Origin of the sequence: Nocardia sp. GCM10030253, assembly GCF_042675075.1 — a bacterium.
Taxonomy (GTDB): Bacteria; Actinomycetota; Actinomycetes; order Mycobacteriales; family Mycobacteriaceae; genus Nocardia.
This window is the reverse complement of the sequence record NZ_JBHTDL010000007.1, coordinates 196326-211268: the sequence shown is the minus strand read 5'-3', so window position 1 is coordinate 211268 and position 14943 is coordinate 196326. Positions and strand designations below refer to the sequence as shown.

At 67.0% G+C, this 14943-nt stretch carries 12 protein-coding genes; 11 read left to right on the top strand and 1 reads right to left on the bottom strand.

The window, feature by feature from the left end:
• The first annotated feature begins 167 nt into the window (after window positions 1-167).
• The 11 genes from metH to ACFQZZ_RS16970 all read left to right on the top strand — a co-directional run bounded on the left by metH (window position 168) and on the right by ACFQZZ_RS16970 (window position 13903).
• Window positions 168-3764 (top strand): methionine synthase, encoded by a 3597-nt coding sequence (gene metH, locus ACFQZZ_RS17020; RefSeq protein WP_378681044.1) that lies wholly within the window; start codon window positions 168-170, stop codon window positions 3762-3764.
• A gap of 117 nt (window positions 3765-3881) precedes the next feature.
• Window positions 3882-4505 carry a hypothetical protein gene (locus ACFQZZ_RS17015; protein WP_378681041.1) on the top strand — a complete coding sequence of 208 codons (624 nt, stop codon included), beginning with the start codon at window positions 3882-3884 and terminating at the stop codon, window positions 4503-4505.
• 417 nt (window positions 4506-4922) lie between these two features.
• Complete coding sequence (locus ACFQZZ_RS17010; RefSeq protein WP_378681038.1) at window positions 4923-6614, top strand: protein kinase; 1692 nt, start codon at window positions 4923-4925, stop codon at window positions 6612-6614.
• A gap of 28 nt (window positions 6615-6642) precedes the next feature.
• A complete protein-coding gene (locus tag ACFQZZ_RS17005) occupies window positions 6643-7320 on the top strand; it encodes an HAD family hydrolase (RefSeq protein WP_378681035.1) in 678 nt (225 codons plus the stop codon).
• Window positions 7321-7512: 192 nt separating this feature from the next.
• A complete protein-coding gene (locus ACFQZZ_RS17000) occupies window positions 7513-8376 on the top strand; it encodes an arpA protein (protein WP_378681032.1) in 864 nt (287 codons plus the stop codon).
• Window positions 8377-8429: 53 nt separating this feature from the next.
• Window positions 8430-9263, top strand: coding sequence for a class I SAM-dependent methyltransferase (locus ACFQZZ_RS16995; protein WP_378681029.1), 834 nt, complete (start codon window positions 8430-8432; stop codon window positions 9261-9263).
• On the top strand, window positions 9260-11074 hold the full coding sequence (locus ACFQZZ_RS16990) for a choline/carnitine O-acyltransferase (RefSeq protein ID WP_378681026.1): 1815 nt from the start codon (window positions 9260-9262) through the stop codon (window positions 11072-11074). The genes ACFQZZ_RS16995 and ACFQZZ_RS16990 overlap by 4 nt, the downstream gene beginning before the upstream one ends.
• Before the next feature lie 83 nt (window positions 11075-11157).
• Window positions 11158-11439 carry a phosphoribosyl-ATP diphosphatase gene (locus ACFQZZ_RS16985; protein ID WP_378681842.1) on the top strand — a complete coding sequence of 94 codons (282 nt, stop codon included), beginning with the start codon at window positions 11158-11160 and terminating at the stop codon, window positions 11437-11439.
• A 51-nt stretch (window positions 11440-11490) separates the two neighbouring features.
• Window positions 11491-12342, top strand: a complete 852-nt coding sequence (gene hisG / locus ACFQZZ_RS16980) for an ATP phosphoribosyltransferase (protein ID WP_378681023.1) — start codon at window positions 11491-11493, stop codon at window positions 12340-12342.
• Window positions 12343-12605: 263 nt separating this feature from the next.
• Window positions 12606-12740, top strand: coding sequence for a hypothetical protein (locus ACFQZZ_RS16975; RefSeq protein WP_378681020.1), 135 nt, complete (start codon window positions 12606-12608; stop codon window positions 12738-12740).
• Window positions 12740-13903: a YeiH family protein gene (locus ACFQZZ_RS16970; RefSeq protein WP_378681017.1), complete on the top strand. Its 1164-nt coding sequence runs from the start codon at window positions 12740-12742 to the stop codon at window positions 13901-13903. The genes ACFQZZ_RS16975 and ACFQZZ_RS16970 overlap by 1 nt, the downstream gene beginning before the upstream one ends.
• A gap of 61 nt (window positions 13904-13964) precedes the next feature.
• Here the strand turns inward: ACFQZZ_RS16970 and ACFQZZ_RS16965 are convergent, their stop codons facing one another.
• The gene (locus ACFQZZ_RS16965; protein WP_378681014.1) at window positions 13965-14876 is read right to left on the bottom strand and encodes a RecB family exonuclease; all 912 of its coding nucleotides are present in this window, start codon (window positions 14874-14876) and stop codon (window positions 13965-13967) included.
• Window positions 14877-14943: the final 67 nt, after the last annotated feature.

Genomic DNA, 14943 nt, shown 5'->3' with positions numbered 1-14943 from the left:
TTGGACGCACAGTGGTCGTGTGGGCGGCGGCACGTCGGGACTCGGGTCGTGGTCGTGGCCGTGGGTCGTGTGCGGGGGATTGTGGGTTGTGTGGTGTGGCACACGCCGCACGGCGCTCCTTGTAGCTGCTGGTCGGTTTGTCGCACCGGCCCTCTACGCTTGAGCGCATGTCTGCGTCCATTCCCGCCGAGTTCGACACCACGCTTCTCGACACGCTCAGCCGGCGTGTTGTCATCGGCGATGGCGCGATGGGCACCATGTTGCAGGCGGCGGACCTCACGCTCGACGATTTTCGCGGCCTCGAGGGCTGCAACGAAATCCTCAACGACACCCGCCCGGATGTGCTGCGCAGTATTCACCGCGCCTACTTCGAGGCGGGCGCGGACGCGGTCGAGACCAATACCTTCGGCTGCAACCTGCCGAACCTGGCCGACTACGACATCTCGGACCGGATTCGTGATCTGTCCGAGCGTGGCACCCGGCTGGCCCGCGAGGTCGCCGACGAGATGGGGCCGAGCGCCGACGGCACCCCGCGGTATGTGCTCGGTTCGATGGGACCCGGCACCAAGCTGCCCACACTGGGGCATGCCCCTTACGTCACGCTGCGCGATGCCTACGGTGAGGCCGCACTCGGCATGCTCGACGGCGGTGCCGACGCGATTCTGATCGAGACCTGCCAGGACCTGCTGCAGGTAAAGGCCGCGATCATCGGCAGCCAGCACGCGATGGCGAAGCTGGGCAGGCGGATTCCGATCATCACCCACGTCACGGTGGAGACCACCGGCACCATGCTGGTCGGCAGCGAGATCGGCGCGGCGCTGACGGCGCTGGAACCGCTCGGCATCGACATGATCGGGTTGAACTGCGCGACCGGCCCGGACGAGATGAGCGAGCATCTGCGCCACCTGTCCCGGCACGCCAAGGTGCCGGTGTCGGTGATGCCGAACGCGGGCCTTCCGATCCTGGGTGCGAACGGCGCGGAGTACCCGTTGACGCCGGAAGAACTGGCAATCGCGTTGCGCGGCTTCGTCTCCGAGTTCGGGCTCGCGCTGGTCGGCGGCTGCTGCGGCACCACACCCGAGCACATCCGTCAGGTCACCGCAGCGGTGCGCGAGGTCGAATCGACGCTGCCGCCGATCGATGCCCGCCGCACGCCCGCGCATGAGCCGAGCGTGTCGAGCATGTACACCGCGGTGCCGTTCGAGCAGGACGCCAGCATTCTGATGATCGGCGAGCGCACGAATGCCAACGGCTCGAAGGCCTTCCGTGACGCGATGCTCGCCGAGGACTGGCAGAAGTGCCTGGACATCGCCAAGGACCAGACCCGCGACGGCGCGCACATGCTCGACCTGTGCGTCGACTACGTCGGCCGCGACGGCACCAAAGACATGGAGGCCCTTGCCAGTCGGCTGGCCACGGCATCGACGCTGCCGATCATGCTCGACTCCACCGAAACTCCGGTGCTGCAGGCGGGTCTGGAGCATCTGGGTGGCCGCTGCGCGGTCAACTCGGTGAACTACGAGGACGGCGACGGCCCCGAATCGCGCTTCCAGCAGACGATGAAGCTGGTCGCCGAGCACGGCGCCGCCGTCGTCGCGCTGACCATCGACGAGGAGGGCCAGGCCCGCACCGCCGAGACCAAGGTGGCCATCGCCGAGCGGCTCATCGCCGATATCACCGGCAACTGGGGTGTGCTCGAGAGCGACATCATCATCGACACGCTGACCTTTACCCTCGGCACCGGTCAGGAGGAGTCGCGCCGCGACGGCATCGAAACCATCGAGGCGATCCGGCTGCTCAAGAGCAAGCACCCCGAGGTGCAGACCACCCTCGGCCTGTCGAACATCTCCTTCGGCTTGAACCCTGCGGCCCGGCAGGTGCTGAACTCGGTGTTCATGCACGAATGCGTCCAGGCCGGACTGGATTCCGCGATTGTGCACGCCTCGAAGATCCTGCCGATGGCGCGCATCCCCGACGAGCAGCGGGAAACGGCACTGGATCTGGTGTACGACCGCCGCAGTGAGGATTACGACCCGCTGCAGAAGCTGATGGGGCTGTTCGAGGGCGTGTCGACGTCGTCCTCGCGCGCGTCCCGCGCCGAGGAAATGGCCGCGCTGCCGCTGTTCGAGCGCCTCGCCCGGCGCATCGTGGACGGCGAGCGCAACGGCATGGAGGACGATCTGAACGCGGCGATGCTGGAAGTGCCGCCACTACAAATCATCAACGAAACGCTGCTGTCGGGCATGAAGACGGTCGGTGAGCTCTTCGGCTCCGGTCAGATGCAGCTGCCGTTCGTACTCCAGTCGGCCGAGGTGATGAAGGCGGCCGTCGCGCACCTCGAGCCGCATATGGAGGCCACCGACGACAGCGGTAAGGGCCGCATCGTGCTGGCAACCGTCAAGGGCGATGTGCACGACATCGGCAAGAACCTGGTCGACATCATCCTGTCGAACAACGGCTACGAGGTAGTGAACCTCGGCATCAAGCAGCCCATCGCGACCATCCTGGACGCGGCCGTCGACAAGAAGGCGGACGTGATCGGCATGTCCGGGCTGCTGGTGAAGTCGACGGTGGTGATGAAGGAGAACCTGCAGGAGCTCAACGCCAAGGGCGTGGCCGAGCAGTTCCCGGTGCTGCTCGGCGGCGCGGCGCTGACCCGCGGCTATGTCGAGAACGATCTGACCGAGGTGTACGAGGGCGACGTGCACTACGCCCGCGACGCGTTCGAGGGCCTGCGGCTGATGGACGACATCATGACCCGCAAGCGCGGCGGCGGCATCGACCCCGACAGCCCCGAGGCGATCGCGGAACGAGAGAAGGCCGCCGAACGCAAGGCGCGCCACGAGCGGTCCAAGCGCATCGCCGAACAGCGCAAGGCGGTGGAGGTGCCGGTCGAGGTGCCCGCCCGCTCCGACGTTGCCGCGGATCTGCCGGTGCCGGTGCCGCCGTTCTGGGGCACCCGCGTGGTGAAAGGCCTCTCGCTGCACGAATATTCGGGGCTGCTCGACGAGCGCGCCCTGTTCCTGGGCCAGTGGGGCCTGCGCGGTCAGCGCGGCGGCGAGGGGCCCAGCTACGAGGAACTGGTGGAGACCGAGGGCAGGCCGCGGCTGCGGTACTGGCTCGACCGCCTCAGCACCGAGGGCGTACTGCAGCATGCCGCGTTGGTGTACGGGTACTTCCCCGCCGTGTCCGACGGTGACGATGTCATCGTGCTGACCGAGCCGAGTCCGGATGCGCGGGAAAGGTACCGGTTTACCTTCCCGCGTCAGCAGCGCGACCGTTTCCTCTGCATCGCCGACTTCATCCGCTCCCGCGAGCAGGCGAAGCAGATCGGTGAGGTGGATGTGCTGCCGTTCCAGCTGGTCACCATGGGCCAGCCGATCGCGGACTTCGCCAACGAACTGTTCGCCGCCGACAACTACCGCGACTACCTCGAGGTACACGGCATCGGCGTGCAGCTCACCGAGGCGCTGGCCGAATACTGGCACCGCCGCGTCCGCGAAGAGCTGGTTCTCGAAGGGCATGCGGTCGCCGACTCCGACCCGGCGGATGTGCAGGACTACTTCAAGCTCGGCTACCGTGGCGCCCGCTACTCCTTCGGCTACGGCGCCTGCCCCGAGTTGGAAGATCGCGCGAAGCTGGTGGACCTGCTGGAAGCCGGTCGCATCGGCGTTGTCCTCTCGGAGGAACTGCAGTTGCACCCGGAGCAGTCGACCGACGCGTTCGTGCTGCTGCATCCGGAAGCGAAGTACTTCAACGCCTGAGAGCGGCCCACCGGCACCGGGAACTACGGTTCGGGTCAGGTGTCGGTGGGAGCCGATAGCGTGAGCGCGTGCAGCAGTCGGCGCGGTGGGCGCCCTGCGTGAGTAGAAGCGTGAATCATGGTCGACGACAGCACCCTTGCCGACGAGACACCGCACCCCATGGGGGAGCAGAACGGTGATTTCCTAGGTGACTGGATCGCGGTGCCCACCGCAGACAAGGACGGGCTGATCGAGGCGCTCGGCCTCGTCGACTCGAGGGCGGTGACGATGCGTGCCGGCTGGGAGGCATCGGGCAGCGATGGCTGCGTATACCTGACTCCGGAATTGGACGACTGGACGCTGATCTTCGGCTACGTGCTGCCCGACGGCTATGCGGTCGAGTCGGTGCGCGCCCTCTTGAACGAATTGAGCCGCCGATTCGGTTCCGCCCATTGGTATTACAACGACTATGGCTACACCGGTTGGGCGATGGCCGAGCGCGGCGAGCTGGTTCGGCTCTACGTCTCCGGTGACAGTCCGGACGCCGACTCGGTCGTCGGCCCGCCTACCCGTGCCGAAGAGGACCTTCAGCTGCTGCTGCTGGTGAACGACGACGAGGACGACGAGGACAACGACGGCCGCCCGAACTACGACGCGACAATGCTCGCGGAGCGCGCCTCGGTCGACCCGACGGCGGTCGGCCCGGAGACCCGCGTCCGCGGGCAGGGCCGAGTCGCCGTTCAACCATCCACGGACGCCTAGCCCGGTTCGTCGCTGGGTGATCGGACCGAAGGGCCGATGTGATTCTCGACGCATCGGATCCCGCTGGGTCGCAGCGCTGTTCGCTCGGCTACTACCGTGATTACCTCGAAATATGCGAACTCGGTGCAGGTCGTGGCCTGCTGTGGGAAATTTCGAAGCCAGGGCGCGCCGGACTGTTTCGATGACAGGGCCTGCAGTGACCTGGGCAATCACGGAAGATCCCGCGCGCTGGTGGATGTATGTCAGTTGGGTATGACATTGTCAAAAGCGTTGCAACTGCATCCGGAGCAGTCGGCGGGTGCCTTCGTCCTGCTGTATTCGGGTGCAATGTACCTCAGCGCGTAGGATTTTCGATGATTTCCGCTTACGCGCGGAGTGCTGGATGACTCGGCGGGAAAGTAGGAGGGGCACAACACCATGACCTCGGATCGGTTGATCGCGGGACGGTATCGGATCACGGATCCGATCGGCAGCGGTGCGATGGGGGTTGTGTGGCGGGGAACCGACGTCCGATTGCGCCGTACCGTCGCGGTAAAGCAGTTGCTGCTCGCACCGGGCCTGTCCCGATCGGCCGCGATCGAGGCGCGGTTGCGCGCGATGCGGGAGGGTCGGATCGCGGCCCGACTACATCACCCGAATGCGATCACCGTCTTCGATGTCGCCGAAGAGGACGGTCAGCCGTGGCTGGTCATGGAGTACATGAACGCCCCGAGTCTCGCGGCGAAGCTGTCCGGCAAACGCACACTCACGCCGACGGAGGTGGCCAAGATCGGCGCCCAGGCCGCGGGCGCGCTGGCCGCCGCGCACGACGCGGGCATCATGCACCGGGACGTGAAGCCGGCGAACCTGCTCGTCGGCGACGACGGCACGGTGAAGATCACCGATTTCGGCATCTCCCGCGCGGTCGGCGATGTGACCGTCACCGCGACCGGCTTCCTGGCGGGTACACCCGCCTATCTCGCACCGGAGGTGGCACGCGGGGAGAATCCGGAATCTGCCTCCGATGTCTTCGCACTCGGTTCCACGCTGTATGCGGCGGTCGAGGGTTCGCCGCCGTTCGGTGAGGGCGACAATCCGCTGGCAGTTCTGCACGCGGTGGCCCGCGGAGAGATACCGCCACCGAAACAGGCGGGCGCGCTCGGGCCGGTGCTGATGCGGCTGCTCGCCCCGACGATCGACGCGCGCCCGACCATGCGGGAGGCGCAGGAGGCCATGGAAGCCGTTGCGGCGGGCCGTACTCCGGTATTGGCGCCCGCTCCGGCATTGACGAAGGCGCTGCCCGCCCCTGGGCCGGACGCGACGACGGTCTTGCCTGCTCCTGGCTCCGATAGTGCCTCCGATGCCAATGCCACCGGGTCCACCGAGATGATCTCCGCCGCCGCGCTGTCGGGCGTGCCCGCCGCGGTCGCGGCGCCGCCGGCACCGCCGACCCGAGCGGGCGGCACGCTGCCCGGTGGTATCGGAGACGGCCAGTCGCGCGGGCGCCTCATGGCCGTCGCTGCCGTCGCGGCGGTGGCGGTGCTCATCGTGGTGGCCCTGATCGTGGCCTCGATGAACGGCGCCGGCAAGGACGGCTCGACCGCCGCGCCGCCGACCGGAGCTGCCACCTCGGCCGCCGCGGACAACCCGTCGACGAATGCCATCGGGCCCGCGCAGCAGGAGCCGCCCGCGGCAACCGCCGGTGCACCGCAGTCGAGCACGGCTCCCGCCCCCTCCTCAGCGTCGGTCACGCCGAGCCCGTCGGTCACGCCCTCCACCACGCGCCCGCCTGCCACCACCATCACCACCACACCGTTCGGCCCGCCCACCCCCGACCGGATCGCGCAATTCATCCAGGGCTACTACGGGACGCTGCCGGGCAATGTGGGCGGCGCCTGGTCGCAGCTTTCGCCGTCGTATCAAGCCCAGACCGGCGGCTATGACGCCTACGCCCGGTTCTGGGGCACGGTCCGCTCGGTGAGCGTGGGGGCCGTCACACCGAACGGTGAGAACCGAGCGGTCGCTTCGCTGACCTATAGCCTGAAGAACGGCACGACCTCGTCGGAGAACCGATGGTTCCAGGTCGCGTCGGACAATGGGCGACTGCTGATCGCGGCATCGGGCACGTAGTCGGCGATACGAAGGAGACTCACCGCAGGTGACAGCGCGATCAGAACTGGCGGGTGTGCTGTGGGACATGGACGGCACGCTGCTCGATTCGGAGAAGCTGTGGGATATCGGCGTCCGTGAGCTGGCGCGCCGGCACGGCCATGAGATGACCGACGAACTGCGGCACGCGTTGATCGGCGCCGCGGGACCCGAAGCGCTGCGCCTCATGTTCGACGGCCTCGGCATCGAGCCGACCGTCGCGGCGGTACGGGCCGCCGGTGACTTCCTGGAGCGGCGGGTGACCGAGCTGATGACCGGCCCGATTCCGTGGCGTCCCGGCGCGAAAGACGCGCTGGCCCTGGTGCGGACGGCTGGACTTGCCACGGCGCTCGTCACCAATACCAAGCGGTCGCTCACCGAATTCGGGCTCGACACCCTCGGCCGCGACTTCTTCGACGAATCGGTCTGCGGCGACGAGGTGGCCAACGGCAAGCCCGAACCCGATATCTACCTGCGTGCTGCCGAACTGCTCGGGGTCGACCCGCGAAACTGTGTGGCCATCGAGGATTCGCCGACCGGTGCCCGCGCGGCCCAGGCCGCGGGCTGCGCGGTGATCGTGATCCCCTGTGAGATACCGGTCCCTCGGCTACCTGGGCGCGTCTTCCGTGAATCGCTGATCGGGCTGACTCTCGACGATCTGAACGACGCGTTGGGTGTGCGTGGTTGATCTTGTTCCGTGCCACGACAATTCGGCCAGCACCATTGTGACCGATAGGTATGCCTGCGCATTCCTGGTCGTGCCACAGTGAGAGTTACTGTGCCGCAACGTAAATGAAGGCTGTTCGTAGGTGTGATCGTAGTCACGGGCAATCTTTCCGAATCTCGGGCGTGTCTGCGAATGCTGCACCAAAATTACGCCATGGCAGCGACGAGTGTGCTGGATGAGATCGTCGATACGGCACGATATTCGCTCGCGGACCCCGGGGGACCTGCCTGGCGGGACGCGGTGGCGCGGGCACGGGCGGAGCTCGACGAGGTCGGCTGCACAGTGCTGCGGGAATTCATTCGGCCGGAGCTGATCGAGACGCTGCGGGCGCAGGGGAATGCGATAGCGCCCGAGGCGTATTACGAGGTCGAGCGGGTCAACGCGTACAACATTCCGCTGGATTCCGAACTGCCGGAAGATCATCCGGGTCGGATCGTGCTGACGCGTGGAAATGCGTTCGTGCCGCGCGATCGGATTCCCGCCGACGCGCTGATCCACCGCCTCTACACCAGCGAAGTGTTCCAGCGGTTCGTTGCCGATTGTTTCGGCCTCGCCGAACTGCACGAATTCGCCGATCCCCTTGCCGGACTGTGCCTCAACGTCGTGGCGCCCGGAATGTCGCATCCGTGGCATTTCGACACCAACGAATTCACCGTCAGCATGCTGACCCAGCCCGCCGAGGCGGGCGGTGTTTTCGAATACTGCCCCAATATCCGCTCCACCGACGCCGAGAACCTCGACGACGTGCGCGATGTGCTGACCGGCGCGGGCACGCGGCTGATCCAACGGCTCGACCTGCGGCCCGGTGACCTGCAATTGTTCCAGGGCCGCTTCTCGCTGCACCGAGTGTCGCCGGTCGAGGGCGCCACCCAACGACATTCGGCGATCTTCGCCTATACCGATCGTCCCGGTGTCATCGGCACCGTGGAGCGCACCCGCCAGCTGTTCGGGCGTGTGCTGCCCGATCACCTGGCCGCCGCGGCCGATGCCGTCCGAGGCGACCGATTGCTCGACTGAGCAGGACGACACTGCCTGGGCAGTACCAAGCTCGACCCGAGAGGAACGAACTAGTGCCAGTGCCGCTACACACGACCGGGAAAGCCTCCTTCGACGATATCTACACCCGTCCCGATCCCCGCGAGTACTACGCCCGGATGGCCGAACTCGACTATCGGATTCCGGAACTGGCGAAACCGTTTTTCCAGCAGCAGATTCGGGAGTATCGCGCCTCGGCGCGAGTGGCGACCCCGACCGTGCTCGACATCGGCTGCTCCTACGGCGTCAACGCGGCACTGCTGCGGTTCGACACAACCATCGGCGAGCTCGCCGAGCACTACCGGCAGGCGGAAGGCGACCAGGCCGGTCTCATCGCTCGCGATCGCGCCCGGCTGGATGCGCAGGACCGACTGGCCGACGTCCGCTTCATCGGCATGGATGCCGCTCACCCCGCCCTGTCCTACGCGCACGCCGCCGGATTCCTGCACGACACCGTGCACGCCGACCTGGAGGCCGCCGACCCGACCGACGAGCAGCGCGCCACGCTGGCGACCGCGGACATCGTCGTATCCACCGGATGCGTCGGCTACGTGACGGAAAAAACGCTGTCTCGGGTTGCCCTCGCACACCCACGCAGGCGGCCGTGGATGGCACACTTCGTCTTGCGTATGTTCAGCTTCGAGCCGATCGCCGCCGAACTGGCCGCGCTCGGTTACCGCACCGAACAGGCGCCCGGCATTTTCGAACAACGCAGGTTCGCCTCCGACGCCGAACGCGCGCACGTGCTGAACACCCTGTCCGACAAAGGCGTCGACACCACCGACCACGAAACCGAAGGCTGGCTCTACGCCAACCTGTACCTCTCCCGCCCGCTTCCCGAACACGCCGACCCCGAGGAACTGCATTGAGCCAACGCACCTTCGCCGCCGACGACCACCTGCCCCGGGTGCCGCTGCCGACGCTGGAGGACAGCTGCGCCCGATTCCTGGAATGGTGCGCACCGCTGCTGACCGCCGATGAACGCGCCACCACCGAGGCGGCCGTCGCCGACCTGCTGCGCGCGGACGGTCCCGGCCGCACACTGCATGCCGCACTGGCGGAATACGACGCGACGCCGGGCGTCGGGAGCTGGCTGGACCTGTTCTGGCCGTCGCGCTATCTCGGCAGGCGCGACCGAATCGCGTTGAACGCCAACTTCTTCTTCCTCTTCCGCGACGACACCCCGCTGGCCACGTCCACCGCCGCTGGACAGGTGGAGCGCGCGGCGGGGATCGTCGCGGCGGCTGTCGATTACAAGGTGGCCCTGGACGCCGAGGTAGTACCGCCGGCCACCCAGCGCGGACAGCTGCTGACGATGTGGCAGCACAAGTACCTGTTCTCCGAGACTCGCATCCCCGGCGCGGAGCAGGATTCCGTGCGAGTGCCCTACAGCCCGGAATGGCCGGGGCCGTCGGAGGCCAAGCACATCGTGGTGTTTTTCCGCGGCAGCATGTTCCGCATGGACGTCATCGGTGCCGACGGCGCACCGTACTCGCTCGACGACTTGGCCGACGGGCTGCGCGCGGTGTTGAAGGCCGGTGCGCGTTCGGCACGCACCGACACCGCAGTCGGGCACCTCACCACCAAGGCGCGCGCCGAATGGGCGGCGAGCAGGCAGGGCTTGCGCGCCGAACCGGCCAACATCGCGGCACTGGATACCATCGAGACCGCGCTGTTCTGCCTGTGCCTGGAGGACTTCACCCCACGCGACGAACTGCAGGCCTGCGATCAGCTGCTGCACGGCGACAGCGCCAACCGGTGGTTCGACAAGGCGGTGTCGTTCGTCGTGTTCGGCGACGGGCAGGCCGGTATCAATATCGAGCATTGCGGGTTGGACGGCACCACCATCCTGTCGTTCGTGGACACGCTGCTCGAGCAGTCGGCAACCGAACATGCCGCGCGTTCCGGCGCGCAGCCGCAGGGTCTGCCGCCCGTCGAGCCGATCGAGTTCGTCTTGGACGCCGACCAGCGCAGCGATATCGCGGCGGCGGGCGCGGCCTTCGCTCGTTACGCCGCTGAGAATGCCACCACCACGGTCACTTTCGAGAACTTCGGCACCGCGCGGGCCAAGCAGCTCGGCGTCTCGCCGGATGCGTTCGCGCAGTTGAGTTACCAGCTGGCCCATCGGCGCAGCAAAGGCCTGACCGGTGCTACCTACGAATCCATCGCGACCCGCCAATACCGCAATGGCCGCACCGAGGCGATGCGGGTGGTGACCCCCCATATGGTGGCCTTCGTCGACGCCATGCAGGATCCGGCTGCCGATGCCGGTAGTCGCGTGGCCGCGGCAAAGGCCGCGGCAACCGCGCACGTCGAACGGGCCAAGCAGTGCCAGGCCGGTGACGCGCCCGAACAGCACCTCTGGGAACTGGAGTGGATCCAGCGCCGCCGCGGTGCCGAACTCGGCGTCGAAGCGCCGATCCCGCTCTACGCCAGCCCCGGCTGGACGATCATGCGCGACGACTACCTGAGCACCAGCTCGGCGCCGTCGGTCAACATCCGCTACTTCGGTTTCGGCTCCACCAGTCCCAAGTGCATCGGCATCGCGTACGTGCTGCTACCGGATCGGTGGAATCTCTACCTCGCTACGCCGCGGGCGGTCGCGAACGAGATGTACGCCTTCGCCGATCATCTGCGCGCCGCCGTCGCCGATCTGGAGGCGCTGCTCTCGGGCGCCTGATTCGGCAGTGCCGAGGTTCCGGCCGCCGTCGTGGTGGCGGTCGGAACTCATCGGCGACCGCAGCAACAGGCCCGCATGCGGGTCTGAAAGAATGTCCCCTCGTGAAGAACTTCGAAACCCTGTTCGCCGAGCTCCAGGATCGTGCAGTCACCCGCCCCGAGGGGTCAGGGACTGTCGCTGCGCTGGACGCGGGCGTGCATAGCCAGGGTAAGAAGGTGCTCGAGGAAGCCGGTGAGGTGTGGCTGGCCGCCGAGCACGAGAGCGACGAGTCGCTCGCGGAGGAGATCTCGCAACTGCTCTACTGGGTCCAGGTGCTGATGGTCGGCCGCGGATTGAAGCTCGAAGACGTGTACCGACATCTGTGATGACGGTCGCCGGACTCCGTAGTTTCTCCCTTCCGAAAGGACACCCTCCCCATGCTGCGCGTCGCAGTCCCCAATAAAGGCGCCCTGTCCGAGTCCGCCACCTCGATCCTGTCCGAGGCCGGCTACCGCAGGCGCACCGACTCCCGTGACCTGACCGTCCTCGATCCGGCCAATCAGGTCGAGTTCTTCTTCCTGCGGCCCAAGGACATCGCCATCTACGTCGGGTCCGGCGAGCTCGACCTCGGCATCACCGGTCGCGACCTCGCGCTGGATTCCGGTGCCACCGTGCAGGAGCGGCTCTCGCTCGGCTTCGGCCGCTCAACCTTCCGCTATGCCGCCCCGGCCGGGCGCGAGTGGAAGGTCGAGGACCTCTACGACAAGCGCATCGCGACCTCCTATCCGAATCTGGTGCTCGCCGATCTGGCCGCGCGCGGCATCGAGGCCGAGGTGATCCGCCTCGATGGCGCGGTCGAGATCTCCATCCAGCTCGGGGTCGCGGACGCCATCGCCGATGTGGTCGGCTCCGGGCGCACGCTGCGTCAGCACAACCTCATCGCCTTCGGCGAAACGCTGTGCGATTCGGAGGGCGTGCTGATCGAACGCGCCGGTTCCGATCAGCACGACCGCGCCCGCAACCAGCTCATCGCACGTGTCCAAGGTGTGGTGTTCGCTCAGCAGTACCTGATGCTGGATTACGACTGCCCGAAGGAACTCCTGGACGCCGCGGTGCGGATCACGCCGGGTCTGGAGTCGCCGACGGTCTCGCCGCTGACCGATCCGGGTTGGGTAGCGGTTCGGGCTCTGGTGCCACGCAAGCAGGGCAACGAGGTCATGGATCAGCTGGCCGAGATCGGCGCCAAGGCGATCCTCGCTACCGATATCAGGTCCTGCCGCGCCTTCTGATTCACCGCGCCGCCACGTGGCGCGGCAGGCGTCGGGTACGTCTCCGAATGGCCGATGCACGCGACTTCGTCGTCATGGCATCGGTCATTCGGCGTGTCTGAGCTGCTGCATCCTCGCGCGCGCTCGAACCACGATCAGCAGAGTCGGATGCGTTCGGTTTGTCTTGTACGAGTGATTAATTCACGACGAATGCAATCAGTGTGTTGCCTAGTCGAACGTTGCTACTGTGCGGCCTCTCGATGAGGAAATGCAAGGAGCACACCGTGTCACAGACACCGCCCGCGGAACGTCCGGGCAGCACATTCGCGTGGAGTGAGGACTGGCTGGCGGCAATCGTCGGCCTGACCCTCATCGCGCTGGTACTCGTCGGCGCCATCCCGGATTGGCTGGTGCCGTGATGTCGGATACCGAACCGGCCACCGCCGCGCAATCGGAGACCGACGTGCCGGTGAAGTCGGAAACCGCTGCGCTGCAGGCGCTCGCTCGCCCGACGGTGACGCAGGTGGTGGCCGGTATCGCCGTTGTCCTCCTGCTCGGCGCGCTGACCCGCTACTTCGACACACACGTGCCGCGATGGGCGGCCGACACTCCGTTGAAGCGGGTCGCCAAGTCGATCGAGTTCCCGGTCTACGCCATCGCGATCGGGCTGCTCGGCAATGTGGTGCTCACCGAACTCGATCTGCGCGAACGGCTTTCGGCCGGATTCCGCACCGAGTTCTTCATCAAGACCGGCGTGGTGCTGCTCGGCGCATCGATCAACCTGAAGATTCTGGTGACCGCCGCGGGCCCGTCGATCCTGCAGGCGCTGCTGCTGATCACCTCGGTGTTCGCTTTCACCTGGTGGCTCGGCGGACGCCTCGGGCTCGACGACAAGTTGCGTGCCCTGCTGTCCTCGGCGGTGTCGATCTGCGGCGTGAGCGCGGCCATCGCGGCCGCCGGCGCGGTGCAGGCCCGGAGGGAGCAGATCGCCTACGCGGCGTCGCTGGTGATCATTTTCGCGCTGCCCTCGATCTTCGTGCTGCCGTGGCTCGCCGATGTTTTCGGGCTGTCGGACGCCGTGGCCGGTGCGTGGATCGGCGGCAATATCGACACCACCGCGGCCGTCGCCGCCTCCGGCGCCATCGCGGGGGAGAAGGCGCTGCAGATCGCCACCATCGTGAAGACCACGCAGAACGCGCTGATCGGCATTGTCGCGATCGCGCTCACCGCCTACTTCACTCTGCGTGTCGAGCGGAACGCGGGTGCGGTGCGGCCCTCGGTCAGGCAGTTCTGGGAGCGGTTCCCGAAGTTCGTGATCGGCTTCGTCGCCGCCTCCGTCATCGGCACCCTCTACCTGCAGTCGGTGGACAAGAAGACCGGGTCCGCGCATATCGCGATCATCAACGACCTGCGCACCTGGTTCCTGATCCTCGCGTTCGTCTCCATCGGCCTCGAGTTCTCCCTGCGCGGTCTGCGCGAGGCGGGCTGGCGGCCGATCGTGGTGTTCGGTTCGGCAGTCGTGGTGAATCTGCTTGTCGGCCTGGGGCTTTCGGTATTGCTCTTCCGCAACTTCACGGTCTGACCGACGCGCGCCGCACCCACCCGCCGTGGGTGCGGCGCGGGACCAGCGTCGCCTCGGGCGCTCAATCCGATACCGCGTCGGCGAGCGTCTCATCGACTGATTCGCGGGTTCCGCCATCCGGCCAGCCGGGGTACGGCGGCGGGGTGCCGCCGAATTCGGGGCACAGATCCTTATATGCGCAGAAGCCGCACAGCCAGCTGGTGCTCGGGCGGAAGTCGCCGGTGCGGCCCGCTTCGAGAATGGCCTGCCACAGCGCGGAGAGGGTGCGTGCGAAGCGCAGCAGTTCGTCCTCGTCGGGGGCGTAGGTGAGCAGCTGTTCGTCGGCCAGGTAGATCAACCGTAGCTGGGTGGGCAAGATGCCGCGGGTGCGCAACACGACCAGCGCGTAGAACTTCAGCTGGAACAGCGCCTTGGCCTCCTGTGCCAAGCCAGGCGCCCGACCGGTCTTGTAGTCCACCACCCGCAGTTCGCCGGTCGGTGCGACATCGATGCGATCGACGAACCCGCGCAGCAGCACACCGTCGTCGAGTTCGACCTCGACGCGGGACTCGCAGGATTCGGGGTCGAACCGAGTCGGATCCTCCAGCCGGTAGTACGTCTCGACGAGTGTCCGCACCTCGCCGAGGAATTCGGCAAGGCCGTCGCCGGCAACGAGTTCGGCGATCTCGGGTTGCTCGGCGAGCACTCGGATCCAGGCCGGTTCGGCGAGCGTGGCCGCGCGTTCGGGCCCGCGCTCGGCCGCGGGGAGTCCGTAGAGGTCCTCGAGCACCGCATGCACCACTGTGCCGCGCACCGCGTTGCGCGACGGTGGCTCGGGAATCCGATCGATGGCGCGGAACCGGTATTTCAGTGGGCACTGCTTGAAATCCATTGCCCGCGAAGGGGACAACGCCGGCCGGGAACGACTTGTCGTCGCTTCGGGCTCGGGCGCCTTGTCGGCGTCGGCGGGGGGCGTGGTCACGGGCACTGGCATACCTGGCAGGCTATCCGGCGGTACCGACACGCCGGTGCCATAACTGTAGGACCGCATCGACCGAGCG

Bases quoted from the DNA above. Each gene is read 5' to 3' on its own strand.
- ACFQZZ_RS16970 (WP_378681017.1), top strand. From the start codon at position 12,740: ATGTCGGATACCGAACCGGCCACCGCCGCGCAATCGGAGACCGACGTG.
- ACFQZZ_RS17010 (WP_378681038.1), top strand. From the start codon at position 4,923: ATGACCTCGGATCGGTTGATCGCGGGACGGTATCGGATCACGGATCCG.
- metH (WP_378681044.1), top strand. From the start codon at position 168: ATGTCTGCGTCCATTCCCGCCGAGTTCGACACCACGCTTCTCGACACG.
- ACFQZZ_RS17015 (WP_378681041.1), top strand. From the start codon at position 3,882: ATGGTCGACGACAGCACCCTTGCCGACGAGACACCGCACCCCATGGGG.
- hisG (WP_378681023.1), top strand. From the start codon at position 11,491: ATGCTGCGCGTCGCAGTCCCCAATAAAGGCGCCCTGTCCGAGTCCGCC.
- ACFQZZ_RS17000 (WP_378681032.1), top strand. From the start codon at position 7,513: ATGGCAGCGACGAGTGTGCTGGATGAGATCGTCGATACGGCACGATAT.
- ACFQZZ_RS16965 (WP_378681014.1), bottom strand. From the start codon at position 14,876: ATGCCAGTGCCCGTGACCACGCCCCCCGCCGACGCCGACAAGGCGCCC.